We start from the raw sequence: 25,254 nt of genomic DNA, 5'->3' as shown, positions 1-25,254 counted from the left end.
ACGTAGCACTGCTACGTCTTTACATTATTTTTCATCTAATGAGTCTTTTAGCTCCGTTAACGAGTCTTTTAGCTCCGTGAGCAATTTTTTTGTGCTGTCGGTAATTACCTGCAACTGCGCTGTAGTAGAGTGTAACTAATTGATAGCGCTGTGAATAAAATACTAATTTGTTCAGCTAATCCTCAAAATAGGGAAAAAATGCCCTTGGATGACGAAGCACAGAATTACCCAACTTCTGTACAAAATCAACACGCAATTAGATAAGCTTTTCCACTTAAAAAGCTGAAGGAAGACAAGGTTAATAGTAATGTTAAACTCACAGGCTAAACGCATCTTCATCAGCTACAAGCGTAATGCTAGCCCCGATGAACCAGTAGCGGTGCAAGTCTTCCAGGCACTATCGCAGCAGCACAAAGTCTTTATCGACCAAACCATGTCTGTTGGTACACGCTGGGCTGAATGTATTGAAGCAGAAATCCGCCAAGCTGATTTTTTGATTACTTTCCTTTCTGCTTTGTCAACTAGCAGCGAGATGGTGGTGGCAGAAATAGAGACAGCACACCACTTGGCAAAATCACAGTCAGGACGACCGATAATTCTCCCGGTGCGTCTGGCGTATCAAGAACCGTTCCTGTATCCCTTGAGTGCTTACTTAAATGGGATTAATTGGGCGTTCTGGAAAGATGAAGAAGATACGCCACGACTAATTGCAGAATTGTTACAGGCTGTCTCTGGCGGTGCATTGGCTATCAGTGAAGAAAAATCGAAAGCAGATTTACTCCAGATAAGTCAGCCGTCACTCCTACCCCATCCCTTTCCTTCAGCACAACCTGTATCGCTGGAAATGCCGGAAGGGACAATGGAATCGCAATCCGCTTTTTACGTGGAACGCTCATCTGATGCACTTACCTTAGAGACTATTGAGCGGCAGGGTGTGACAATTACAATTAAAGGCCCCCGGCAAATGGGCAAAAGTTCCCTGTTAATCCGCACAATTAATACTGCTGTGAATGCAGGTAAGCGGGTTGCTTTGCTGGATTTCCAATTGTTTGATAAAGCCGCCTTAATTAATGCTGATCTTTTCTTTCGCCAGTTCTGTACTTGGTTAACCGATGAACTGGAAATGATTGACAAAGTTGATGAGTATTGGAATATGCCTTTGGGCAATAGTCAGCGTTGCACTCGCTATGTTGGGCGCTATTTGCTTAAGGAGTTTGGCAACCCCATTGTCTTAGCGATGGATGAAGTTGAAAGGGTTTTTGATACAGATTTTCGCTCTGATTTTTTTGGAATGCTGCGAAGCTGGCACAATAGCCGCGCCACTAATCCCATCTGGAAGCAACTGGATTTAGCGCTGGTTACTTCCACCGAACCCTACCAGCTAATTGATAATCTCAACCAATCCCCCTTTAATGTTGGGCTAGTAATTGATTTAGAAGATTTTACAGCAGCACAGGTTGCTGATTTAAACCGCCGTCATGGTTCACCCTTCAACGCTAGCGAAGAAAAGCAATTAATGGCGTTGTTAGGTGGACATCCTTACTTAGTAAGACTTGCACTTTACTCAGTTGCTAGCGATCGCTTCTATCCTACCGAATTATTTGCCAGTGCGATCGCAGATAATGGCCCCTTTGGCAATCATCTGCGTAACCACCTCTTTCGATTGCATAACAAACAGGAGTTAGTTCAGGGTATGTTCCAAGTAATTCGCCAGAACACCTGTGTAGATGAGCGCATCTTTTTTCGCTTGCGGGGTGCGGGTTTAGTGCGCCGGGAAGGGCGTGTAGTGTTTCCCCGTTGTCAACTTTACACCGATTATTTCCGGGAGCATCTTCGTGGCTAATCCAACCATTTACACTGTGGGGGGGACTGTACAGGCTGGTGGTGGCATTTACATTCCTCGTCAAGCTGATGAGGAATTACTCGGTTTATGTCGGTCGGCAATATTCGCCTATGTTCTTACGCCGCGCCAAATGGGTAAGTCTAGCCTGATGGTACGCACAGCAGAAACATTAACAGACGAGGGAATTCGCTCGGTAATTGTTGACCTTCAAGAATTGGGGGCACAAGTAACATTAGAACAGTGGTATTTTGGCTTTTTGGTTAAGCTAGATGACCAACTCATGTTTGATACAGATGTAATGAGTTGGTGGCAACAACACGAGCATTTAGGAGTATCGCAACGGCTAACGCTGTTTTTTGAGCAGGTTTTACTGGTTGAGGTTGAAGAACGGGTGGTGATTTTTGTGGATGAAATTGATTCCACCCTCAGCTTAGATTTTACCGATGATTTTTATACAGCAATTCGCTATCTCTACGTTGCCCGTGCGACTAATCCTGAATTTCACCGTCTCTCTTTTGTCTTAATGGGGGTAGCGACTCCCGGCGATTTAATCCGTGATGCCAAGCGCACGCCGTTTAATATCGGACAGCGTGTGGATTTAACTGATTTTACCTTTGAGGAAGCCTTACCCTTCGCTGAGGGATTGGGATTACCCAGCGATGAGGCCAAGCAGTTATTAGTCCAGGTGTTGAAGTGGACGGGGGGACACCCATATTTAACGCAGCGTCTCTGTGGTGCCTTATTAGCCGAGAGTCGGAAGCCCTTTGTAGAGACGCGATTCATCGCGTCTTTGGAGAATAGGGATGTAGACAAAATAGTTAGCAGCACATTTTTTGGTGCCATGAGTGAGCAAGACAATAATTTGCAGTTTGTGCGGGATATGCTGACTAAACGCTCACCAGACCCGGAGGTTTTGACTATTTACCGTGAAATTCGCCGGGGTAAGCGGGCGGTTGTTGATGAGGAACAGTCTTTAGCTAAATCTCACTTGAAGCTATCGGGGTTGGTGCGGCGGGAAAATAATGTTTTGCGGGTGCGGAATCAAATCTATCGGCAAGTCTTTGATTACAAATGGATTAACAAACATTTGCCGTTTAACTTGCGGGATAGATGGGAACAGCTTAAACCAGCACTGCCTTACGTTGTTGTGTTGGTAATATTTTCGTTTTTAATGACGGGAGTAGCTGTGTATGTGAATGACCAACGTCTGATTGTCCAAAATGCCCGTGATAGAGAAGAACAACAGCGTCTAGAAGCAGAAACTCAACGCAATAACGCAAAGCGCCAGGCTAGAAATGCGCGAACACAGCAGAAAAAAGCAGAGGAACAAAGCCGCGAGGCAGAAAGGCAAAAACGCATTGCTAATCAGGAGAGTGAAAGAGCTAAAAAAGGAGAAAAGCAAGCAAAGTCTGCACAACAATTAGCTGAAGAAAGGGGAATAAAGTTAGCAAATGCACTTAATAAAACAAAAACTGCTGAACAATTAGCTAAGGACAGACAGACAGACGCTGAAAAGCAACGAGATTTTGCAAAGGTAAAAGAACAAGAAGCAACTGCCGCTAAAGCAGATGCGGATAAACGTCGGATAAATGCCGAAATTCTCGCCGATAGCCTCAAATCACAAAATCTGATGGCATCAAATTTAGAACTTGATGCTTTAGTAGCTGGCTTGAAGGTAGCAAAACGACTCAAAAAAACAGATAAAAGTGTAGAAGTAGATACCCGCGTTTTGGCAGTAGCCACACTCCAGCAGGTAGTTTATGGAGTCAAGGAACGTAACCGCCTAGAAGGTCATAGCAGTTCGGTTATTAGCGTGGCATTTAGCCCCGACGGTGAAACTATTGCCTCTGCCAGTCAAGACAACACGGTGAAGCTGTGGAATCGCAATGGGGGACTGTTACATACTCTCCAAGGTCATAGCGATAAAGTTTGGGGCGTGACATTTAGCCCCAACGGTGAAACCATTGCCTCTGCCAGTCAAGACAACACGGTGAAGCTGTGGAATCGTAATGGGCAACTGTTACATACTCTCCAAGGTCATAGCAGTTCGGTTTATAGCGTGGCATTTAGCCCCGATGGTGAAACTATTGCCTCTGCCAGTGAAGACAAGACGGTGAAGCTGTGGAATCGCAATGGGCAACTGTTACATACTCTCCAAGGTCATAGCAGTTCGGTTTGGGGCGTGGCATTTAGCCCCGACGGTCAAACCATTGCCTCTGCCAGTAGTGACAAGACGGTGAAGCTGTGGAATCGCAATGGGGGACTGTTACAAACTCTCCAAGGTCATAGCAGTTCGGTTTGGGGCGTGGCATTTAGCCCCGATGGTGAAACTATTGCCTCTGCTAGTGCAGACAACACGGTGAAACTGTGGAATCGCAATGGGGGACTGTTACATACTCTCCAAGGTCATAGCAGTGAGGTTTGGGGCGTGGCATTTAGCCCCGACGGTCAAACCATTGCCTCTGCTAGTGAAGACAACACGGTGAAGCTGTGGAATCGCAACGGGCGACTGTTACAAACTCTTCAAGGTCATAGCGATAAGGTTTTAGGCGTGGCATTCAGCCCCGACGGTGAAATCATTGCCTCTGCCAGTAGTGATAAGACGGTGAAACTGTGGAATCGCAATGGGGGACTGTCACAAACTCTCCAAGGTCATAGCAATTCGGTTTGGGGCGTGGCATTTAGCCCCAACGGTCAAACCATTGCCTCTGCTAGTGCAGACAAGACGGTGAAGCTGTGGAATCGCAATGGGCAACTGTTACATACTCTCCAAGGTCATAGCAGTGAGGTTTGGGGCGTGGTATTTAGCCCCGACGGTCAAACCATTGCCTCTGCCAGTAGTGACAAGACGGTGAAGCTGTGGAATCGCAATGGGCAACTGTTACAAACTCTCCAAGGTCATAGCAGTGAGGTTTGGGGCGTGGCATTTAGCCCCGATGGTGAAACTATTGCCTCTGCCAGTGCAGACAACACGGTGAAACTGTGGAATCGCAATGGGGGACTGTTACATACTCTCCAAGGTCATAGCAATTCGGTTTGGGGCGTGGCATTTAGCCCCGACGGTCAAACCATTGCCTCTGCTAGTGAAGACAACACGGTGAAGCTGTGGAATCGTAATGGGCGACTGTTACATACTCTCCAAGGTCATAGCAGTGAGGTTTGGGGCGTGGCATTTAGCCCCGACGGTCAAACCATTGCCTCTGCCAGTAGTGACAAGACGGTGAAGCTGTGGAATCGCAATGGGCAACTGTTACATACTCTACAAGGTCATAGCAGTTCGGTTTGGGGCGTGGCATTTAGCCCCGACGGTCAAACCATTGCCTCTGCAAGTGATGACAAGACGGTGAAGCTGTGGAATCGCAATGGGGGACTGTTACAAACTCTCCAAGGTCATAGCAGTTCGGTTTGGGGCGTGGCATTTAGCCCCGATGGTGAAACTATTGCCTCTGCCAGTGAAGACAAGACGGTGAAGCTGTGGAATCTCAATTTGGATGATTTAATGGTTAAGGGTTGTGCTTGGGTGCGCGATTATTTGCACAATAACCGCAATGTTAGTGAGAGCGATAAACGTTTATGTGATGATATTGGCACAGGCAGGTGATAAACCTCTCCCTGCCTTGAACTAAAGTTCAAGTTTCTCTCCGAGTCGGAGAGGGACGGTTTTGTGTAGTAAAACCAGGGAGAGGTCTTTGATTGGGGTACGCGGAGAGATTTCTGTAATGAGCAGCCCCAACTTAGAATAAATCTGCTAGATACCACGAACAAGCAAAGCTTCATAACGAAATTCATGCCTTTGTTAATGAAACTCATGCGTTTGTTGATGAAACGCATGAGTTTGTTGATGAAAGCTTATATGTTTACGTGTTATCACTTATATGATTTTATAATAATGGTACGTCACCGAAGAATATGATGGTGCGTAGGCGTAGCCCTTCTCTAGGAGAGGCTGCGCTCAGGAACCACCCGTTGTAGCGATCGCTTTTGCTCTAATATGGTTCGGTTAAGGTTTTTAATAAAATAATAAAAATTTTAGATCGCAATGATGTGATAAATCATCACAAAGACGCGATAAATCGCCGTCTCTACAATAATCAGTCGTTCGTAGAGATGGTGATAAATCGTGTCTCTTGCCTTAACCGAACAGTATTAGCTCTTGATGTAATCTGAGAAAATACGTCGTAGACATGGCTAATTCACCACCAATATTACAAATACTTCTGCAACAATAACCCTAACTTTTCCTTCGTCGCGGCTGGTGCTTTATCCAACTGAGTCAAAATCGCATACTGCAACGCCGAATGCGCCTCACTCGGTGGGGGATTTTCACTCAAGCGCCGCACAGTTTCTTGAATCACTTTTTGAGCATTCACAGCATTCCGCAGCAAATTGCCAATTACCAATTCTACCGTCACGCTGTCATGGTCTGGATGCCAACAATCATAATCTGTCACCAGCGCTAAAGTTGCATAAGCAATTTCTGCTTCCCTTGCCAACTTCGCCTCTGGTAAATTTGTCATCCCAATGATTGTTGCATCCCAACTACGGTAAAGATTCGATTCCGCCTTAGTGGAAAAAGCTGGCCCTTCCATGCATACATAAGTGCCGCCGCGATGGAGAGTAACTTCTGGTAAATTGAGAGATGCGATCGCATCTGCCAACACAGCAGCTAAGTTCTTACAAATCGGATCGGCAAAGGCAATGTGAGCCACAATTCCCTCACCAAAAAACGTTGAAATCCGATTTTTTGTTCTGTCAATAAACTGATCTGGTACCACCATATCCAGTGGTTTTGCCTCTTCCTTCAAGGAACCCACAGCACTAGCTGAAATTAAATACTCCACACCCAATTGCTTCATCGCGTAGATATTAGCGCGAAACGGTAACTCAGAGGGTAACAGCGTGTGATTGCGGCCATGACGCGCTAAAAAAGCTACCCTTGTACCATCCAATGTTCCCAGAATCAAAGCATCAGATGGTGAACCAAAAGGGGTTTGAATATGCACCTCTTCGATATCTTTGAGCGCGTCCATTTTATACAGACCACTGCCACCAATAATCCCAATACTAGCTTGAGCCATGATTCTGAACCTGTTCCTTGCTGATCTGCTAAGTTATTTTACCGAAAAGGGGAGTAGCAGAGAAGCCAACAAAGAAAGCGATGTCTACGACAAGTGGTTTCTGAGCGCAGCCGTACCACTTCGTGGAAGCAAGCTACGCGCAGCGTCTCCTACAGGAGAAGGGCTACGCTTACGGATTTCGTGCTGCTAATACCATTTATTTATGAGGTTGCGCCAAACCCTTTTAACTTCTTCTTTCTTCGTGTCCTTTGCGTCCTTTGCGGTTCGTTTTTTTTTCTTATACCTAAATATGGTTTAGCGCATCTTTATACAGAATCGGTATAACAATATTGAATTATTTGCGTGCAGATAGAAGCGATCGCTCAGTTACTTAATCGTTGATTATTAAATCTTTAAAATCAAATCTCCAATAGTTTTTGTAGATTAATGGTTATATTCAGCCTCGAAATTAATTGTCACCATAGCGTGTAATCTATGTTTAATGTATACAAATATTAAGTAGATGCACTCCTGAGCAGCGAAACAAAGCAAGCGTTATACTTTTGGGAAAAGGCTTATTTTAACCCCTGCTTTTAACATTTTCATAAATCAATGACTCTCAATTTTCGCTTTGCGGTAGTCAGCGACTTACACCTGGCACTTCCTCACACAATCTGGGATCATCCTAGCCGTTTTCATCTGGTAGAAGTCAGTATATCGGCGTTTCAAAGTGTACTGGAACATTTAATACAACTCGATTTAGATTTCTTATTGTTGCCAGGAGATTTAACCCAGCACGGCGAACCAGAGAACCACGCCTGGTTACAACAATGTTTAACCCAGCTACCTTTTCCCGTCTATGTTGTTCCTGGTAATCATGACGTTCCTGTGATGTTGGCCGATCAACAATCAATTGCTTTTGCGGATTTTCCCTACTATTACACAAAGTTTGGCTATGAAGATCCGCAGCAAATGTACTACATTCGTCAGTTACTCCCTGGAGTTAAGCTGATTGGACTGAATTCTAACTTCTTTAATGACCAGGGTGAGCAAGTGGGGTGTTTGGATGCCAAACAGCTACGGTGGTTAGAAGAGGTACTGGCGGCATCTGTTGATGAATTAGTTTTGGTGATGGTGCATCATAATGTGGTGGAACATTTGCCCAATCAAGCGAACCATCCACTGGCAAATCGCTATATGTTGTCCAATTCAGCAGAACTGTTGCAATTGCTAAAGCGCTACGGAGTCAAGCTAGTATTTACGGGGCACTTGCACGTTCAGGATATTGCTTACTCAGATGGAGTATATGATATTACCACTGGTTCTTTAGTCAGCTATCCTCACCCTTATCGGGTGCTAGAGTTTCATCGAGATAACCAAGGTAAAGAATCGTTGCAAATTGTATCCCATCGGGTAGAGTCAGTCCCTGATTTCCCCGATTTGCAACACTCATCGCGGCAATGGATGGGCGATCGCTCTTTTCCCTTCTTAGTCAAGCTACTAACTCACTCTCCATTAAACTTACCACTATCACAGGCGAAAAGATTAGCTCCTAGTTTGCGAGACTTCTGGGCAACTATCGCCGATGGAGATGCAGTATTAGACTATCCCCAGTTTCCATTAGAAGTGCGTCGCTATATTGAGACTTATAGTGCATCAGCACAGTCCAACCCAGGCATGGCCACTGGTGGAACTCTTACACTGATTGATAATAACAGCACACTTTTGCTGCGTTAGGGGTGATGAGTAGCTGATTCTGCTGTATTTTTTTAGATTGCGATCGCCTCCGGGGGGCGGTTACGCGATCGCTCCTGCCATAATTCTCCTATCAAAAGTATACCAAGACGCGGGCTACTCCAAACTCTTGTACAGACGCGATTAACGCGTCTCTAATTACCGATATCTTCATTCCAAAGTTCGGGATTCGTTTCAATAAACTCACTCATCATTTGTTCGCAATCGTCAAGATTAAGATCGATTACCTCTACACCGTGAGATACCATAAATTCTTTAGCACCAGGAAAAGTTTGGGATTCTCCGACGATGACTTTTTTAATACCAAATTGCACCACAGCCCCAGCGCACAAGTAACACGGCATTAAAGTTGAATAGAGTGTAGTACCTCTGTAGCTGCCAACTCTCCCAGCATTGCGGAGACAATCGATTTCCGCATGGGTGACAGGATCGCCGTCTTGCACACGTTTATTGTGTCCTCTGCCGAGAATTTTGCCATCCTTGACGAGAACTGAACCAATAGGAATTCCACCTTCTTGTCTGCCTTGTTTTGCTTCTTGAATCGCAGCTTCCATAAACTCATCCATATTAATATCTCCTTTTATGTCAAAACAACTTGTATTAATGGATCACGATGGCGGTGTAGATGACTATCTGGCAACTATGCTGCTTTTGACGATGGATCATATTGAACTCCTTGGTGTTGTCGTCACTCCAGCAGATTGCTACATTCAACCTGCTGTTAGCGCCACACGTAAAATTCTCGATTTGATGGGATTTTCTCATATCTCGGTAGCAGAAAGCACTGTGCGCGGCATCAATCCATTTCCTACTCTCTATCGCCGTGATTCCTTTATCGTTGACCATCTCCCCATTCTCAATCAAAGCGAAACCATTACTACGCCTCTAGTTGCCGAAACAGGTCAAGATTTCATGATTAAGGTGCTGCGTGAGGCATCAGACCCCGTAACGTTGATGCTAACTGGGCCGTTGACCACCGTTGCAGTAGCTTTAGACAAAGCACCGGATATTGAAGCCAAGATTCACAAAATTGTGTGGATGGGAGGTGCTTTGAATGTTGGTGGCAATGTAGAAAAAAGTCTAGAACCTGGACAAGATGGTTCCGCCGAATGGAATGTTTATTGGGACGCGGTTTCAGCAGCGCGGGTATGGCAAACCAAAATTGAAATTATTATGTGTCCTTTGGATTTAACTAATAATGTCCCAGTTACATCGGAGTTAGTATACAAAATGGGACGACAACGCCACTATCCCATCTCTGATTTAGCAGGACAATGTTATGCGCTAGTTATCCCCCAAGATTATTATTTTTGGGATGTGCTGGCAACAGCTTATCTAGGACACCCAGAATATTATCAATTGCGCGAATGGGAAACAGAAATTATCACCACTGGAGTCAGTCAGGGAAGGACTAAAGTAGTTCCTGGCGGTCGGAAAATTTATGCGATGGATAAGGTAGATAAAGAGGCTTTTTATGATTATATTTTGCAACAATGGGCAAGATAAAAACCTAAAAAATTAAGTGGCGTGGATACTCAAACTTGTGCCTGCACAACAAAATTCTCAACTTGTGTGATTCGATCCCAATCAATGGCAGCAACCCACAACTTCTCCTCTTCGGAGAACTGCACCACTCCATTAACTTCCAAATCCTCGCTATATATCGTGAGTAACTGCCCATCTCGTAGCTCAATACTTTGATTCGCTAAGTCTTCGATTGTACCAATACAGTTCAAACGCAAACGCCCTTCAGCATCAGCATTATGAAAATCTGCAAAAACTCTAGGGTTAATCATTCTATGTGATCCAAACTATAACTGCTGCTTTGCTGGATTTGGAACAGTAGGTGTAAGGAGTTGACTAACTTGCTGCGGGTTTAAACCCCTTAATGTTGCATGATTAGCACTTCTACCGGATGTTCGGATTACATCACCACCTGCTTGGCGAACCTTGCCAACTGTTGTTACACCAATCTGACCATGAGGAATACTCGATGCCAACTCCGCTACTGACGATCCTACTGCACATTCCACAGAAATTCCTGTTATGCCACTGGGATGAGTACCTATTCCACGTCGAATATCCTCTGGACTATTACGCCCTCCCCGAACTACCAATGCTTCATCTGGAATTATTGTCACAAGTGTAGTGTTTTTGATTAAAGATTAGAATTTGACCGATACTTCATGGATTGCATTGTATGCTACAAATTTAAAGAAATTACTAATAAAATTGCTCGAAATGAAACTGGAATTCGTTCAGAAGGAACTATCAAGCAAGCATTTTCTAGGTTAAAAGATAGGGGACTTATTGAGGCTGTTCCTGGGAGAGCAAGAAGTAATGCAGCTTGGCGTAAAATTGGAATTAATGACGCAGATTCAGAAAATACAATCTCAATGTATGAAATGTATCCACAGTATGAGCAACTAGTCATGGACTATCTTGTAGATCATGAAGAAATAGATAATCGTATTGCTCGACAAATGACTGGTATCGAATCAGGTACAGTAATAAAAAATATTTTTTATAGGTTGCGGAACAAAGGACTTATAAAAATCGTGCCAGGGAAATCGCGTATCAATGCCAAATGGTGCAAAGTTTAAACCTATCTCAAGCATTATTCTTGTTAAAGCCAAAAAAGCTATATTGATTATTGAGAAGTGATAAACTTTAAACCTAAGAAGAGAGCCGCAACAGTTCCTGCCACAGAAATTTCACCTTGGGCAATTTTATCTAAAACTGATTCTACAGGAATTAATACTACTTCAATTTCTTCTGTAATATCTAGTTGTTGCTCTCCAACTTTGCTCACATTATCTGCTAAAAATAAATGTATTTGATTGGTATCTTTACTCGGCTTATCGTATAGAGTTCCAATTTTTCTAAATTCTTGGGCAATATAACCAGTCTCTTCTGTAAATTCTCTAATTGCTGCTACTTCTGCACTCTCTTTTGTAGGGTCAAAATTTCCTGCCGGCAGTTCCATGAAAAATTCACCTACTGCGTGTCTGTATTGACGGACAAAAATAATTTCTCTATTAGGAGTGATAGGTAAAACCATCGCCACGTCAGGCTTAATACTGACAAAATAATCATCTATAATTTTGCCATTGGGCAATTCTATTTCATCTTGCCTCACCTGACACCAGGGGTTATCTAAAACCATTTTTGATTTTAAAGTCTTCCATTTTTTTAAGTTGCTCATAAATCAAGTAAAAAATAGAATTATGTATAAAAACTTTAGTACTAAGCAATGAATGTAAAAAAGTATAACAGATACATCCGATAATCTAAACTTTGAACTTACACTTGCTTTTGCAATAACATAATATACAGAATTAGTATGCAAATAAATGTAAATTTATTTACAGTAAATAAAAGATTTCCGTTGACCATTAGTAGAGGTACAACGGCACAGACAACGAATGTATGGGTGAGAATTTCAGATGATGGTATCGAAGGCTGGGGGGAAGCATCGCCCTTTGGTGTAGGTAATCATCGGCAATCAACTGATGTAATCAAAAATGCTCTAGAGCAAGTTGTGCCACTGTTGCAAACATTCAGCCCCTTACAACGTCAGCAAATTGAGCAAATTTTAATACAAAACCATCTTCCTTCTGCTGCTAGAGCAGCCTTGGATATGGCAATGCACGACTGGTTAGGTAAGCGTGTAGGTTTACCTTTGTGGCAAATTTGGGGACTCGATCGCAATCAAATAGTACCAACTTCAGTCACAATAGGGATTAATTCGCCTGAAGGTGCGATCGCAAGAGCGCGAGACTGGTTACAATTTACCGATGTCCGCCTTTTTAAGGTGAAGTTAGGCAGTCCAGATGGCATAGATGCAGATAAAAAAATGCTCTTAGCGGTGCGAGAAGAAGCACCGGAACCAGAGCTTTTTGTTGATGCTAACGGGGGTTGGAGTTTAGAAGATGCGATCGCAATGTGCAATTGGCTAGCTGAATTGGGTATAAAGTATGTAGAACAGCCATTGCCACGGGGTCAGGAAAAAAGTTTAGCAAAACTCAAAGAACACTCTCCCTTGCCCATCTTTGTCGATGAAAGTTGCTTCACAAGCTCTGATATTCCCGATTTGGCAAATTACGTGGATGGTATTAATATCAAACTGATGAAATCAGGGGGACTAACAGAAGCGATGCGAATGGTACATACAGCGCGAGCATATCGGTTGCAAGTAATGTTCGGTTGCTATTCTGATACTTCCCTAGCTAATACAGCAGCATTACAGCTAGCGCCACTAGCTGATTATTTAGATTTAGACAGTCACCTCAACTTAATCGATGATCCTTTTACAGGTGCATTGCTAAAAGAAGGTAGAGTTTTGCTAAACGATTTACCAGGTTTGGGGGTAAAACACAGTGCGTCTACCACTTAATCAACGAGTAGCTATCTTATTACATGAAGGAACTACTGGGGCTCACGGCAAAACAGGACTCGCAATTTTACGTTACAGCGAAGCACCAATTGTAGCCGTCATCGATCGCGAATGTGCTGGCAAATCTCTGACAGAATTAACAGGTATCAAGCGTAATGTTCCAATTGTGGCATCGGTAGCCGCAGCCCTAGAGTACAAGCCAGAAGTTTTGGTAATAGGCATTGCCCCAAGTGGTGGTGCTATCCCAGATGATTATTGGTTAGAAATCAAAGATGCTTTAGAAGCTGGGATGTCCTTGGTGAACGGTTTGCATACACCAATGGCAAATATACCCGACTTAAATGCACTGCTCAAACCAGGGCAACTAATTTGGGATGTCCGCAAAGAGCCGCCTAATATAGGTGTGGCTAGTGGAATAGCCCGCACGCTTCCGTGTCGGCGGGTGTTGACAGTGGGAACCGATATGGCGATCGGTAAAATGTCAACTAGCCTACAGTTACATTGGGCATCAAAACTGCGGGGCTGGCGTTCTAAATTTCTCGCTACAGGTCAAACTGGGGTGATGTTAGAAGGAGATGGTGTGCCTTTAGATGCCGTGCGGGTAGATTTTGCTGCTGGTGCTGTGGAACAAGTAGTGATGCGCTACGGCAAAAACTATGACATCTTGCACATTGAAGGACAAGGTTCACTGCTACACCCTGGTTCAACGGCAACTCTACCCCTGATTCGTGGTTCCCAACCAACTCAACTGGTGTTAGTCCATCGGGCGGGACAAGTTCATGTCCGCAATCATCCCCATGTAATAATTCCACCTTTACTAGAGGTAATTCGTCTTTATGAAACCGTTGCTAGTGCAGGTGGCGCTTTTGCAAGTGTGCCTGTAGTGGGTATAGCACTTAACACAGCACATTTAGATGAAGCTGCGGCTGAGGAAAGTATCGCTCAAATAACAGCAGAAACCGGGCTACCTTGCACCGATGTAGTCCGCTTTGATGCCAATGTGCTTTTGGATGCAGTGATGAAGAATTAGATGGTTAGAGAGACGCGATAAATCGCCGTCTTTACAATAGATATCTGGTGAAAATGAACAGACGTTGCAATGCAACGTCTCTAAAAGGGTTTCAGGTAACGCATAATTAACTTCTGGAGATGTCTAATAAGTAAGTCCTTTGTAGAGACAGCGATTTATCGCGTCTCTTGCCTTAACCGAACCGTATTGTCTCTACTCTTTCAGGACTTACGCCAAAAATAGATAGCCCAAACCGTTATTTTCCGGTAGGGGTAATTCATGAATTGCCCCTACCGCGTGTAGTTTTGCGTAAGTTCTATTTTTATACAATTTTGGATTTTAGATTTTGCAATTTAAAAAATTGCGTAATATATGGCATTTTCGGCGGCTGGGGTAGCTTCACCTCAGTTCCCTATGCCTGATAAGTTATTTTTACTAAAATAATCAGCCCTTTTTTGTCAAGTCCTCTTGACGTTTCGTAACAATTCTGTTAAATTTAGTTACATAAGTAAACAAAAGAAGAGAAAAAAATATGTACACCACTGTAAATGAAGACGGCATTCTCAATAACTACGCAGCTGAACCCAAGGTTTACTACGCCGAGTACCCAGCAATTTGGGAACAACGTAAATACGTTTTACAAAGTCTTTTTGCTACTTTAATTGTTACAACTTTAGTTTTAATTGGTTTTAGCGTTAGCTAAGATTTTCAATTTCGGTATCGCTGTATCTCATCGTCATTCGTACCTCTCTCTCTTACCCCGGTTAGTTTCGCCGGGGTTTTTTGTGTTTTACTGCTGTGCAATCGCATCTCAAACTACGACGTTGTAGAATAAATGCGATCGCTCATAAAATAAAGACAAATCAATAAAAGGGGTGTTTATGACAACCCAACTTGGTGAAGCTAAATCTTCAACAGAACTGGTAATATCTTGGGAAGCGTTGCCCGCAGATTTTCACCTAGAGGATGAACCAGTGGAAAATACAGGTCAGCCACTATTAGCTGGTGCTTTGCGCGAAAGCCTTGAGATAAACGGTTTCATCCAACCGCAGATGTTAATAGCCTCGAATTTTGGACTTTGTGCAACGATAAACGGGCAATTTGTTGCTAAAGCACCCGACTGGGTTTATGTGCCATCGGTAAATCAAGTTTTAGGAGAACGCAAAAGCTATACACCCAATTTAGATGGAGATATTCCGGCAATTGTGATGGAATTTCTTTCTGACACTGAGGGCGGAGAATACTCTTTTAAGCGAACCTATCCACCAGGAAAATGGTTTTTTTATGAGCAGATTCTTCAAGTTCCAATTTATGTAATTTTTGACCCAAATGGCGGTTTGTTAGAATTTTACCAACTCGAAAACAGCCGCTACGAGTTAAAGCAACCTAATGAAAATGGTCGTCATTGGATTGATTCAATGGGTTTATTTCTGGGAACTTGGCAAGGAACAAAGGAAGCTAGAACTGGTTACTGGTTGCGCTGGTGGGATGAGGCAGGTAATTTGTTGCTTTGGGCGGTGGAACAAATTGAACAGGAACGCCAGCGTGCCGAACAGGAACGCCAGCAAAAAGAACGGCTAATTGCCTATTTACAATCTCAAGGTATTGACCCAAATAATCTGCAATAGCATATATAAGCCAATACAGTTCAGATATGAGCAAAACACTTGTAGAGACGGCGATTTATCGCGTCTCAAAACCCCAAAATTTTTGCCAGTAGCCCTTAAATGAACCGTATTGATATAAGCTAATCGTCATTCATTTTTCCAGACTGATTCGCTTGTAGTAAGGGCTTCAGCCCTGGTGTTATGCAACTTAAATGCTCATTAGCTTATAAGCAAAATTTTCAAGTATTTGAGTGACTCAGTTTAAGCAAATAAGTGCTGCGCCGCATCACCGAACAGTTCGCAGTTCCGCATACTGCCTCACAAAAAATACATCATTATATGCGTATTTTTCTAATTGCTCATAAAATTTAAAAAAGAGCCTTTTGTATACGTGGGCCCAAGCATGAAACGAATCTGGAAGTCTTTACTGCCAGCTTGGAAGTGGGTATTACTTTCAGCTGCTACATCAATTTTGATAATCCTAACGCAGGCAACTTCACCCCTTCTGGCACAAGAACCTGCTGCTTCTACCACTATTGAAACGACAAAGCCCAATTCAGAAACAACTAAAGTCCAAAAGTTACGGGAAGCGCTGCAACGTTCATCAACGCCAGAAGCACCAAAACCTACGCCTGAAGTTTCTGAACCGAAAAAGCCAGAGTCGCCACAGGAACCCCCACTCAGCCCGGAAGAACTCACCCGTCAGCTAAAATTTATAGAAGCGGATAAACTTTATCTGGCGGGACAAATCCCAGAGGCGGAAAAAATTTACCGCGAAGTTAAGCAGCCTTTTGGTAAAACATCAGATAATCAACAGCGTAAAGCTGCCATACTCGACCCCACGCAACTATCCCCAGGAGGTAAAGTCTACTGGCGAGAATCAGAGGCGGGGATAGCACAAAAGTTGCAAACAAAAACTTTAGTACCTCTGCAACTGTTAGTTGAGCAATATCCTGAATTTATCCCTGGCCATATTCGATATGCTGAAGCGTTGAAACAATACGATCGCACTAAAGAAGCATTAGATATATTAGAACGGGCTTCTTCGCTGTATCCAGATCAAGCAGAATTAATTAAAGCTAGAGTTACAGCCCTAGCTGGTGATAAAAAATGGATGGAAGCGTCCTTGGCGGCGCGTCAATTTGCTATTCTCAACCCGAAAAATCCCCAAGCGCCTGAGTTTACAAAACTAGCAGAAGAAAATCTGAACCGTTACAAATCTTATACACAAGGAGAAATTAGAGGCAATGTCCTCGGTAATATTATTACAGGTGCTTTAGGTTATGCCGTCACTGGCAGTCTGCTTGGGCCGTTTTCTGCCCTTGACTCTACCATCATGCTGCTACAAGGTGAACGAGCCATAGGTGAGTCGGTGGCAAAGCAGGCAAAAAAACAGCTGGGTGTAATTATAGACGAAGATATTTTGGCATACGTCAATGAAATTGGACAGAAATTGGCGAAGGTAGGAGGACGGGACGAGTTTAAATACGAATTCTTTGTGATTCCAGAGGAAAGCCTTAACGCCTTTGCATTACCTGGGGGTAAAATTTTTATTAATGCAGGTGCGATCGCTAAAGCTAATTCCGAAGCAGAATTAGCTGGGTTAATGGGTCATGAATTATCCCATGTACTTTTATCCCACACTTTTCAATTAGTCAGCGAAGGCAACCTGATCTCTAACGTTACCCAATATCTACCTCTAGGCGGCACTATCGGTCAACTGTTTGCACTCAGTTACAGCCGCGACATGGAACGTCAGGCAGATAATCTCGGCACACGCCTAATTGTTGCCACTGGCTACGCTGCTGATGGCTTGCGTAACTTAATGGTGACGCTAGAAAAACAGCAAAAAAATGCTCCTCCTAGTTGGTTATCTTCGCACCCAGGCGGCAATGAGCGAGTTAGTTATTTAGAAAACCTCATTACCCGTAATAGCTACAACCGTTACGCCTATGAAGGAGTGGAGCGTCATCTAGAAATTAAAGCACGGGTGAAAAAGCTACTCGCAGAGAAAAAAGCAAGAGAAGAAAAAAAATAGCGTTTTTAATGAATCAAAATAGAGAATTATTCGTCACTTAAACTATCAATTCCCTACTTATTTCTACTGGAGGATGATTTATGTCATCACAACTACTGCGATTGATATCTTTGGGTAGTATTGGCTTATCTTTGTGTCTGGGCAATTCGGCAGCAATGGCACAATATGACTCTACTGGCGACGGTGTAGTAGTACCAACAGTCCCATCAGGTGGGACATCAGCACCAGTCCCAATAGACACATCAACAGGTATACCCCCTTCACCCTCATCTGACGGTACAACTCGGTTTACCTGCCAGACTTACAACGGTCAGTCCACCGTTATGTATCAGCCACAAAGCCAACCAGGACAATTCTTTCCTTGGGCAGCACCTGCGGCTTTGGGCGGTGGTTGGGATGCACAAAGACGTTGTGCAACAATTGCCAGTCGCTTAGAACTGTATCGTCCAGATGGCTTACAAGAACTTCAGACATCTGTAGAAAATAACGAAAATATTGTCTGCGTTACAACAGAAGCTAACCCAACCTGTAGAATTGTGCTGACAGTACCGCGTGGCAAAGATCCTGTTGTAATCCGCAATAGCATTTTTCAGAACTTGACTACTGCTGACAACGGACAGCAGACTATAGCCGTTAACACTTATGGCGATCGCAGTAGTGGAGGGAATGAATTATATAATTTAGGACGTACACTTCTAGGGAGTGGCAATAATCGGATTAGTTCATCTAGAAGTGGCATTAATCTAAAACCTTTCCTCGATCGCAAAGATGGCGGTACTGGAAACAATTTGCGGAATGGAGTAGCAGTTCGTCGTCAGTCTCAGCCTAACTCTGTTCGCTTAAAACCTGGTAATTTCCGCTAATGTTTGAATTACTCAACATATCAGAACAATTTCGCCAAAACTAAAAGATATCGTTTTTTCTGTCGCGGTAATCTTAAAATACAGATTTAGATTAAGGTGGGTAAACAGCCCACCTTATTTTATATCGGGTGAAATATCTATCATTAAGAGGATGTTTGAAAAGTCTTATTATTGGTATAAAAATTTTTAAATCCTCTAAGTTATCCGATGAATTTAAAGGTGGTTAAGGTCAATTTAAAAGTACCTCAAGTCACAGTGAAACAATTTTCAAACAACTTGAAACTTAATTAAAGAAAGACATATATAGGATCAGATGTAGGTTGGTTTGAGGAACGAAACCCAACATTATCAATCCTTTTTTGGATTTTGCTGTCGCTCAATCCAACCTACTATTTTTCTTAACTTAACCTTATTGGGATATATGACTGAGAATAATTGCTGTGGAAAAAACATCTCTAACCCTACAATTATTTTATCTTAACCTTTTGCTATCTGTTTCTTAATCTGAACAGTATACTTTGAGATCGCCCAATTGAAAACTCATGCAAAAAATTATGTATTTGTCTTCTAACAATCTCTAATACAGTGATTTGGAAGGCACATCTTATATTGTCCATATTGAAATTGCGAACTCTCTAAACTGCAAAGACGCACTTCGCAGTTAACGGTATTTTACTGGCAATATAAATGACATCTACACTCAAGAATTTCCATATTTTTGCAGCGATGCGATTGAGCAACTTGGTTCTGTGGTTACCGCAGATCAACACTAATCTTCGCAAAACTTGAATCTACCCAGCACTAAATTATGGTACTCAATAATACAATCCGCTTTTCCCAATTCAATGCTTCTCTAAACCGTAGCACTCAAGGTCAATTAGCGACCGATTTGTCAACCCCCAATAATGCTCAGGCAAAAGCTGTTGCAGAAATTATCCAGCGTAACAACCCAGATGTGCTGCTAATTAATGAGTTTGACTACTCCCAAGAGGCAGTTAAACTATTCCAGCAAAATTATTTAGCCATAAGTCAAAACGGTTCGACTCCCGTTGACTATCCCTACTTCTATATTGCTTCCTCCAACACAGGTATTGCCTCTGGCTTTGACTTGAACAACAATGGTGCAGTAGTTACAACCCCAGGTACAGCAGGATACGGCGATGATGCCTTCGGATTTGGTGATTTCCCTGGCCAATACGGGATGTTGCTGCTGTCCAAATATCCCATCGACACCGCCAATATCCGCACCTTCCAAAACTTCCTCTGGAAGGATATGCCCAATGCTTTGCTTCCCGACGATCCCACAACACCACAGGCAAATGATTGGTATTCTCAGGAGGAACTAGCAGTTCTACGCCTTTCTTCTAAAAGTCACTGGGATGTACCCATCGAAGTAAACGGAGAGACAATTCATGTCCTCGCTAGCCATCCCACACCCCCAACCTTTGATGGCGTGGAAGACCGCAACGGTAAGCGCAACCACGACGAGATCCGCTTTTGGACAGACTATATTACTCCTGGAAAAAGTAATTATATCTACGATGATGATGGAAAAACGGGCGGGATTGCTTCTGGTTCAAGCTTTGTGATTGTGGGTGATCAAAATGCAGATCCGTTAGATGGTGATAGTTATGACAATGCTATTCGCCAACTGTTACAAAATCCTGGGATTAATACTAATGTCATTCCTACCAGTCTTGGTGGTTCCCAACAAGCAGACTTGCAAGGTGGTGCAAACGCTAACCAAAAAGGTAATCCTAGCTTTGACACCGCAGACTTTGCTGATACGGCTCCCGGAAACCTGCGTACTGATTACGTGCTACCCTCCTCTGATCTGACAATTACCAATTCAAGAGTATTTTGGCCTCTAAATACTGACCCAACATTCTCCCCAGTTGGTACTTTTCCATTCCCTAGTTCTGACCATCGCTTGGTGTTCGCAGATGTGCAAACTGGGGCGACTCAAGCAGGTAAAACTATTCCCAGTGTGGGATTTGAAAGGCAAACTACCTTCGTTACTGGCTTTATTCCTGATAGTGTGGCGGGAACTGTCAACGGCATACCAATTCCAGTAGGCGGATTATCTGGTGTCACCTACGATACTATTAACAACCGCTACTATGCCATCTCAGACGATCGCTCTCAAGTTGCCTCTGCCCGTTTTTATACCTTCACTACTGCCGATTCCGGGGTGACTTTTACTAACGTCACACCACTGAAAGATAGCAATAGTAATTTCTTTGCAATCAACAGCCTCGACCCAGAAGGTATTGCTTTAACTAACAATGGGACTGTTTTCATCTCTTCGGAAGGCGAAGTAAATCCTACTGTTGGTCGTGTTACTAATCCCTTTATTAAAGAATTTTCCTTAACTACTGGGCAAGAAGTGCGATCGCTACTTGTCCCCACTAAATTCCTACCAGTAGTTCAAGATACCAACAGCAATGGTATTGTAGATGCAGGTGACACGCAGACATCAGGTGTTTACAATAACTTAGCCTTTGAAAGCCTTACGATTACACCTGACCAGAAAACCTTATTCAGCGCCACCGAAAATGCACTATTCCAAGATGGATTAAGGGCTTCGCTTACCAGTGGCAGTCCATCCCGAATTCTGCAATACAATCTGGTTAGTGGACAACCAGAAAAAGAATATCTTTATATTACGGATGCGATCGCGGATGTGCCTAACCCTAGCACAGGCTTTGCTGACAATGGTTTAGTGGATTTACTTGCGATCGACAACCGAGGAACCTTGCTGGCCTTAGAGCGTTCCTTTGCACAAGGTGTAGGCAACACCATCAAAATTTACGAAGTTTCTTTGCAAGGATCAACAGATATTAGCTTCTACGATTCTCTCAATAATTTGAGTACTGAACAAATAGCTACTATCCAACCTGCTCAAAAACGCCTGCTATTAAATTTAAATGATCTGGATTTGCCTAACGGTACAGATAACATCGAAGGCATCACCTTCGGCCCCAAACTAGCAGATGGTAGCCAGTCGATTGTACTGGTAAGTGATAACAACTTCAACCAGAGCCAATTTACCCAAATCCTCACTTTGAATGCAGACTTAGTTCCAACTGCTGCACCCAGATTAGAAACCCGTCCCGATTTGTTGGACGATGAAACACTTCCAGTAGACCAACGTGCTGATGCTGATGATCCTGCCATTTATGTTAATGCCACAAACTCTGCCGATAGCCTAGTACTAACCTCAGTCAAAAATGGTGGACTGCGGGTTTATGATTTGTCTGGTAATTTGTTAGAGACAGTTAATCCCGGTGGCATTCGCTACAACAACATTGATCTGCAATACGGTTTTAAATTAGGCAATCAATCGGTTGATATTGCTGTAGCTAGCGATCGCAACAACGACAAACTAGCAATCTTCAAAATTAACCCCAATCCTTCCACTCCCGGACAATACCTGGAAAATATCACCGATAGCAATATTGGTACTATCTTCCAAGCAGCACCTTTTGAACCTCCTTATTCCGCATCAACTCGCAGTTCTTACGGACTGACTTTATACCGTAGCCCCATCACCAATGATTACTACGTCTTTACCAGTCGCCGAGAAACTGGAGATATAGCTCAGTTCAAATTGATTGACAAAGGTAATGGCCAAATTGGGGCTGAACGGGTGCGGGAATTCACTGTACCGACAATTCAGGGACGCGATCCTCAAACAGAGGGTATGGTGGTAGACCAAGAAACCGGCTTCCTCTATATCGGTCAAGAAAATGTCGGTATCTGGAAGTTTCAAGCAGAACCAAACGGTGGCACAACTGGCAAGCTAATTGATCAAGTCAGAGATTTGGGTGGTGATTACCTTACCGATGACGTAGAAGGACTGACTATTTATTACGGCAAAAATGGTACAGGCTACTTGCTAGCATCCAGCCAAGGCGACAACACCTTTGTTGCCTACACTCGTGAAGGTAACAACGAATACGTAGGTAATTTTGCCGTTGGTAACAATGGGCCAATTGACAGCGTACAAGAGTCAGATGGCGCAGATGTCATTAACCTGCCACTGGGGCCTAACTTTCCATTTGGTTTATTTGTCACTCAAGATGGTTCTAATGAACCTGCAACAATAGTTAGTGATGAAGGTGAAGAGGAAAATATCAGTTCTAACTTCAAGCTGGTACCTTGGGAAAATATAGCCAATGCCTTCCCCAATTCTCTAAATATTGACACCACTAGTTACGATCCTCGGAATCCTGTTGCTCAACCCAAGCTGACTATCTATGAATTTGAAAACCTACCCAAGTTAGGCACAACCTCTGAAAATCAAGATATTTTCTTGGGTGGTTTCTCTGGGTTATATTTCCAAGGGTTTGCAGCAAATGGCAACCTAAAATTTGTCACCAACACAGACCGTGGCCCCAATGGAGAACCTGATGGTGTTAACAGACCATTTTTATTACCCGACTTCCAACCAGAAATAGTTAGCTTTGAACTTAACCGCACCACAGGTGAAATCAGCATTACCAACAGAACAAAGCTATTTCGCCAAGATGGGACGACCCCATTAACGGGATTGCCTAACTTGCAAGCTGTAGGAAACGGTTTAGCCTACACAGATGAAATTGCCGTTGACTTAGACAACAATGTTCTAGCTAACGATCCTTTGGGTGCTGACTTAGAGGGAATTGTAATTGCGGAAAATGGTGACTACTGGTTGGTGGATGAGTACCGTCCCGCGATTTACCACTTTGATGTTAATGGTAAACTGATTGACCGCTTTATCCCTCAAGGAACTGCCACTGCACCCAACCCAGATCAACCATCTGGAACTTTTGGGACTGAGGTATTGCCAGCAGTTTATGCCCAACGCCGCAATAACCGAGGATTTGAAGCTGTAGCGTTGGAAGGTAATAAATTATATGCCTTTATTCAGAGTCCAATTGATAATCCTGATGTTGCCAATGATGCGACCTCCAAAGCTTCTCTCAATCTGCGAATTCTAGAGTTTGATATTGTCACCAAGCAGGTAACAGGAGAATATTTATATCGCCTAGAAGGTCTACCAGCAACCGATAAGCTTGGCGATGCAGTTTCCTTGGGTAACGGCAAATTTGCAGTAGTTGAGCGAGATGATAATGGTACGTCTGCTGGTAATAAACTAATTTACCAAATTGATTTGGCTGGGGCGACCAACATTAATAACCCTGCTAACTTTACTTTGCCAGTTGGTAAAACTATTGAGCAACTTACCTCTACGGAGTTAGCTACTGCCAATATTACCCCTGTCACCAAGAGCCTAATCGCTAATGCTGCTCAGTTGGGTTACACCGGGGTGGAAAAATTAGAAGGTCTAGCATTAGTATCACCTAACACCCTAGCCTTGATTAACGACAACGACTTCAATATTACAGGTAATACGCCTGCTGAAAAACTCGGCATTCTCGAATTACCCAATAATCTGACAGTTATAGAACCTACTTTCCCCAATGGTTTTGGTTCTAGCAACAGCGATACTGTCAATCTTGAGCCAGGACAATTCTTTAGTGCAGGTGATGGAGCAGACTTTGTAGAAGGTACTCAAGATAACACAATCGAAGCTGGAAATGGTGATGACACTGTGTTTGCAGGCAGTGACTCTTCAGTTTCCGGGAATGACGGTGATGATCAGATATTTATTGGTCAAAACGGCCCAGTTCAAAATACCAGTGCTGATGGTGGCAATGGTGATGATGTTATTACCGTAATAGAAGCCAGTGGTAGTAATAATTTGTTAGGGGCAGCAGGTGATGATGCTCTCACAGTAATTGAAGGTTCTCGCCAATTATTATTTGGTGGCTCAGGTAACGACACCCTCACGAGTAACGGTAGCAATAACCGTCTCTACGGTGGTTCTGGAGATGACAAACTCTTCTCTAATGTCAATGATTCGCTATTTGGTGGCGATCGCGATGATGTACTATTTGCTGGTCAAGGTGGTGGTAATCGCCTCAGTGGTGGTACTGGTGCTGACCAATTTTGGATTGCTAACGCCAGTTTGCCAACTAGCAAGAACATTGTGACTGATTTTACAGTTGGCATTGATAAAATTGGGCTTGGCGGTATTGGTGTTACTCAGTTTAGTGCCCTGACACTATTACAACAGGGTAGTGACACCTTAGTGAAAACCGGAAATACAGAGTTGGCTTCATTGTTGGGAATTATATCAAATATTCTCACAGCAAATGACTTCGTTTTCTCTGCCAGTATTGTGGCTTAAATTGTTCACCTAGCGTGATTGTTACAGCTTCATTACACAACTAAAGTGAATGAAGCTGTACTCAATTATTATTGCAAAAGCATCTAAAGATAAGGGTTATAAAGAAATTATTATCTGACGAAAGTGACAAACGATGAATCATGTCAGTGTATAAAAAATAATTTTTCACATCATTAAAAATATGCAGGAAGTTGTTAGTTGCATATTAGGTACAAGATTGCAATATAAGATTTCTTAACCAGCCCACAATTTTTTCACAACTTTTACTATGTATGTTAATTAATATGCAATTGCATTGTTAATTTTGATACTTAAATGCTCTGGTGATATGTCAATTGTAGTGGTGGTTGATATTTAATAGTTCAGACTCAACAAGCTGACAAGTCAATTACATATTTACAGCCTAAAACTATTAGTTTTTCCTCACCATATTACTTTTTTGATTCCACTG

17 protein-coding genes are annotated in these 25,254 nt (G+C 43.1%); 12 read left to right on the top strand and 5 right to left on the bottom strand.

Going from position 1 to position 25,254, the window contains the following annotated elements; translation table 11 throughout:
* The first annotated feature begins 307 nt into the window (after nt 1–307).
* Both GJB62_RS30125 and GJB62_RS30120 read left to right on the top strand, forming a co-directional pair.
* On the top strand, nt 308–1,843 hold the full coding sequence (locus tag GJB62_RS30125; protein WP_114080322.1) for an AAA-like domain-containing protein: 1,536 nt from the start codon (nt 308–310) through the stop codon (nt 1,841–1,843).
* Complete coding sequence (locus tag GJB62_RS30120; RefSeq protein WP_114080323.1) at nt 1,836–5,444, top strand: AAA-like domain-containing protein; 3,609 nt, start codon at nt 1,836–1,838, stop codon at nt 5,442–5,444. Before GJB62_RS30125 ends, GJB62_RS30120 begins: the two co-directional genes overlap by 8 nt.
* 604 nt (nt 5,445–6,048) lie before the next feature.
* Here GJB62_RS30120 and GJB62_RS30115 read toward each other — a convergent pair.
* Nucleotides 6,049–6,921 carry an S-methyl-5'-thioadenosine phosphorylase gene (locus GJB62_RS30115; protein ID WP_114080324.1) on the bottom strand — a complete coding sequence of 291 codons (873 nt, stop codon included), beginning with the start codon at nt 6,919–6,921 and terminating at the stop codon, nt 6,049–6,051.
* Between the two features lie 591 nt (nt 6,922–7,512).
* Here GJB62_RS30115 and GJB62_RS30110 point away from each other — a divergent pair.
* Nucleotides 7,513–8,637 (top strand): metallophosphoesterase, encoded by a 1,125-nt coding sequence (locus GJB62_RS30110; protein WP_114080325.1) that lies wholly within the window; start codon nt 7,513–7,515, stop codon nt 8,635–8,637.
* A gap of 152 nt (nt 8,638–8,789) precedes the next feature.
* On the opposite strand, the gene GJB62_RS30105 is transcribed toward GJB62_RS30110, so the two are convergent.
* Nucleotides 8,790–9,221 (bottom strand): nucleoside deaminase, encoded by a 432-nt coding sequence (locus tag GJB62_RS30105; RefSeq protein WP_114080326.1) that lies wholly within the window; start codon nt 9,219–9,221, stop codon nt 8,790–8,792.
* Nucleotides 9,222–9,237: 16 nt separating this feature from the next.
* Between GJB62_RS30105 and GJB62_RS30100 the strand changes: the two genes are divergently transcribed.
* A complete protein-coding gene (locus GJB62_RS30100) occupies nt 9,238–10,161 on the top strand; it encodes a nucleoside hydrolase (RefSeq protein WP_114080327.1) in 924 nt (307 codons plus the stop codon).
* A gap of 29 nt (nt 10,162–10,190) precedes the next feature.
* On the opposite strand, the gene GJB62_RS30095 is transcribed toward GJB62_RS30100, so the two are convergent.
* Nucleotides 10,191–10,451 carry a hypothetical protein gene (locus tag GJB62_RS30095; protein ID WP_114080328.1) on the bottom strand — a complete coding sequence of 87 codons (261 nt, stop codon included), beginning with the start codon at nt 10,449–10,451 and terminating at the stop codon, nt 10,191–10,193.
* 15 nt (nt 10,452–10,466) lie between these two features.
* The gene (locus GJB62_RS30090) at nt 10,467–10,796 is read right to left on the bottom strand and encodes a flavoredoxin (RefSeq protein WP_114080329.1); all 330 of its coding nucleotides are present in this window, start codon (nt 10,794–10,796) and stop codon (nt 10,467–10,469) included.
* A 45-nt stretch (nt 10,797–10,841) separates the two neighbouring features.
* Between GJB62_RS30090 and GJB62_RS30085 the strand changes: the two genes are divergently transcribed.
* Entirely contained in the window at nt 10,842–11,258 is a 417-nt protein-coding gene (locus GJB62_RS30085; protein WP_114080330.1) for a hypothetical protein, read from the top strand.
* Between the two features lie 47 nt (nt 11,259–11,305).
* Here the strand turns inward: GJB62_RS30085 and GJB62_RS30080 are convergent, their stop codons facing one another.
* Complete coding sequence (locus GJB62_RS30080) at nt 11,306–11,860, bottom strand: NUDIX hydrolase (RefSeq protein WP_114080331.1); 555 nt, start codon at nt 11,858–11,860, stop codon at nt 11,306–11,308.
* 138 nt (nt 11,861–11,998) lie between these two features.
* Between GJB62_RS30080 and GJB62_RS30075 the strand changes: the two genes are divergently transcribed.
* From GJB62_RS30075 to GJB62_RS30045, 7 genes are all read left to right on the top strand, one after another.
* Nucleotides 11,999–13,051 carry a dipeptide epimerase gene (locus GJB62_RS30075; protein WP_114080332.1) on the top strand — a complete coding sequence of 351 codons (1,053 nt, stop codon included), beginning with the start codon at nt 11,999–12,001 and terminating at the stop codon, nt 13,049–13,051.
* The gene (locus GJB62_RS30070) at nt 13,035–14,081 is read left to right on the top strand and encodes a DUF1611 domain-containing protein (RefSeq protein WP_114080333.1); all 1,047 of its coding nucleotides are present in this window, start codon (nt 13,035–13,037) and stop codon (nt 14,079–14,081) included. Before GJB62_RS30075 ends, GJB62_RS30070 begins: the two co-directional genes overlap by 17 nt.
* Before the next feature lie 511 nt (nt 14,082–14,592).
* Nucleotides 14,593–14,763 carry a ssl1498 family light-harvesting-like protein gene (locus GJB62_RS30065; protein ID WP_114080334.1) on the top strand — a complete coding sequence of 57 codons (171 nt, stop codon included), beginning with the start codon at nt 14,593–14,595 and terminating at the stop codon, nt 14,761–14,763.
* Nucleotides 14,764–14,941: 178 nt separating this feature from the next.
* Nucleotides 14,942–15,688 (top strand): Uma2 family endonuclease, encoded by a 747-nt coding sequence (locus GJB62_RS30060; RefSeq protein WP_114080335.1) that lies wholly within the window; start codon nt 14,942–14,944, stop codon nt 15,686–15,688.
* A 382-nt stretch (nt 15,689–16,070) separates the two neighbouring features.
* The gene (locus tag GJB62_RS30055) at nt 16,071–17,705 is read left to right on the top strand and encodes a M48 family metallopeptidase (RefSeq protein WP_114080336.1); all 1,635 of its coding nucleotides are present in this window, start codon (nt 16,071–16,073) and stop codon (nt 17,703–17,705) included.
* Nucleotides 17,706–17,785: 80 nt separating this feature from the next.
* A complete protein-coding gene (locus GJB62_RS30050) occupies nt 17,786–18,568 on the top strand; it encodes a COP23 domain-containing protein (protein WP_114080337.1) in 783 nt (260 codons plus the stop codon).
* Between the two features lie 808 nt (nt 18,569–19,376).
* The gene (locus tag GJB62_RS30045) at nt 19,377–24,803 is read left to right on the top strand and encodes a phytase (RefSeq protein ID WP_114080338.1); all 5,427 of its coding nucleotides are present in this window, start codon (nt 19,377–19,379) and stop codon (nt 24,801–24,803) included.
* Nucleotides 24,804–25,254: the final 451 nt, after the last annotated feature.

It is taken from the genome of Nostoc sp. ATCC 53789 (assembly GCF_009873495.1).
In the GTDB taxonomy this organism is placed as follows: domain Bacteria; phylum Cyanobacteriota; class Cyanobacteriia; order Cyanobacteriales; family Nostocaceae; genus Nostoc; species Nostoc muscorum_A.
The sequence above is the reverse complement of the archived record's forward strand: the minus strand, read 5'-3'. Positions and strand labels throughout refer to the sequence as shown.

Bases quoted from the DNA above. Each gene is read 5' to 3' on its own strand.
- GJB62_RS30055 (WP_114080336.1), top strand. From the start codon at position 16,071: ATGAAACGAATCTGGAAGTCTTTACTGCCAGCTTGGAAGTGGGTATTA.
- GJB62_RS30125 (WP_114080322.1), top strand. From the start codon at position 308: ATGTTAAACTCACAGGCTAAACGCATCTTCATCAGCTACAAGCGTAAT.
- GJB62_RS30050 (WP_114080337.1), top strand. From the start codon at position 17,786: ATGTCATCACAACTACTGCGATTGATATCTTTGGGTAGTATTGGCTTA.
- GJB62_RS30100 (WP_114080327.1), top strand. From the start codon at position 9,238: ATGTCAAAACAACTTGTATTAATGGATCACGATGGCGGTGTAGATGAC.
- GJB62_RS30110 (WP_114080325.1), top strand. From the start codon at position 7,513: ATGACTCTCAATTTTCGCTTTGCGGTAGTCAGCGACTTACACCTGGCA.
- GJB62_RS30095 (WP_114080328.1), bottom strand. From the start codon at position 10,451: ATGATTAACCCTAGAGTTTTTGCAGATTTTCATAATGCTGATGCTGAA.
- GJB62_RS30080 (WP_114080331.1), bottom strand. From the start codon at position 11,860: ATGAGCAACTTAAAAAAATGGAAGACTTTAAAATCAAAAATGGTTTTA.
- GJB62_RS30075 (WP_114080332.1), top strand. From the start codon at position 11,999: ATGCAAATAAATGTAAATTTATTTACAGTAAATAAAAGATTTCCGTTG.
- GJB62_RS30065 (WP_114080334.1), top strand. From the start codon at position 14,593: ATGTACACCACTGTAAATGAAGACGGCATTCTCAATAACTACGCAGCT.
- GJB62_RS30060 (WP_114080335.1), top strand. From the start codon at position 14,942: ATGACAACCCAACTTGGTGAAGCTAAATCTTCAACAGAACTGGTAATA.
- GJB62_RS30105 (WP_114080326.1), bottom strand. From the start codon at position 9,221: ATGGATGAGTTTATGGAAGCTGCGATTCAAGAAGCAAAACAAGGCAGA.
- GJB62_RS30085 (WP_114080330.1), top strand. From the start codon at position 10,842: ATGGATTGCATTGTATGCTACAAATTTAAAGAAATTACTAATAAAATT.
- GJB62_RS30115 (WP_114080324.1), bottom strand. From the start codon at position 6,921: ATGGCTCAAGCTAGTATTGGGATTATTGGTGGCAGTGGTCTGTATAAA.
- GJB62_RS30045 (WP_114080338.1), top strand. From the start codon at position 19,377: ATGGTACTCAATAATACAATCCGCTTTTCCCAATTCAATGCTTCTCTA.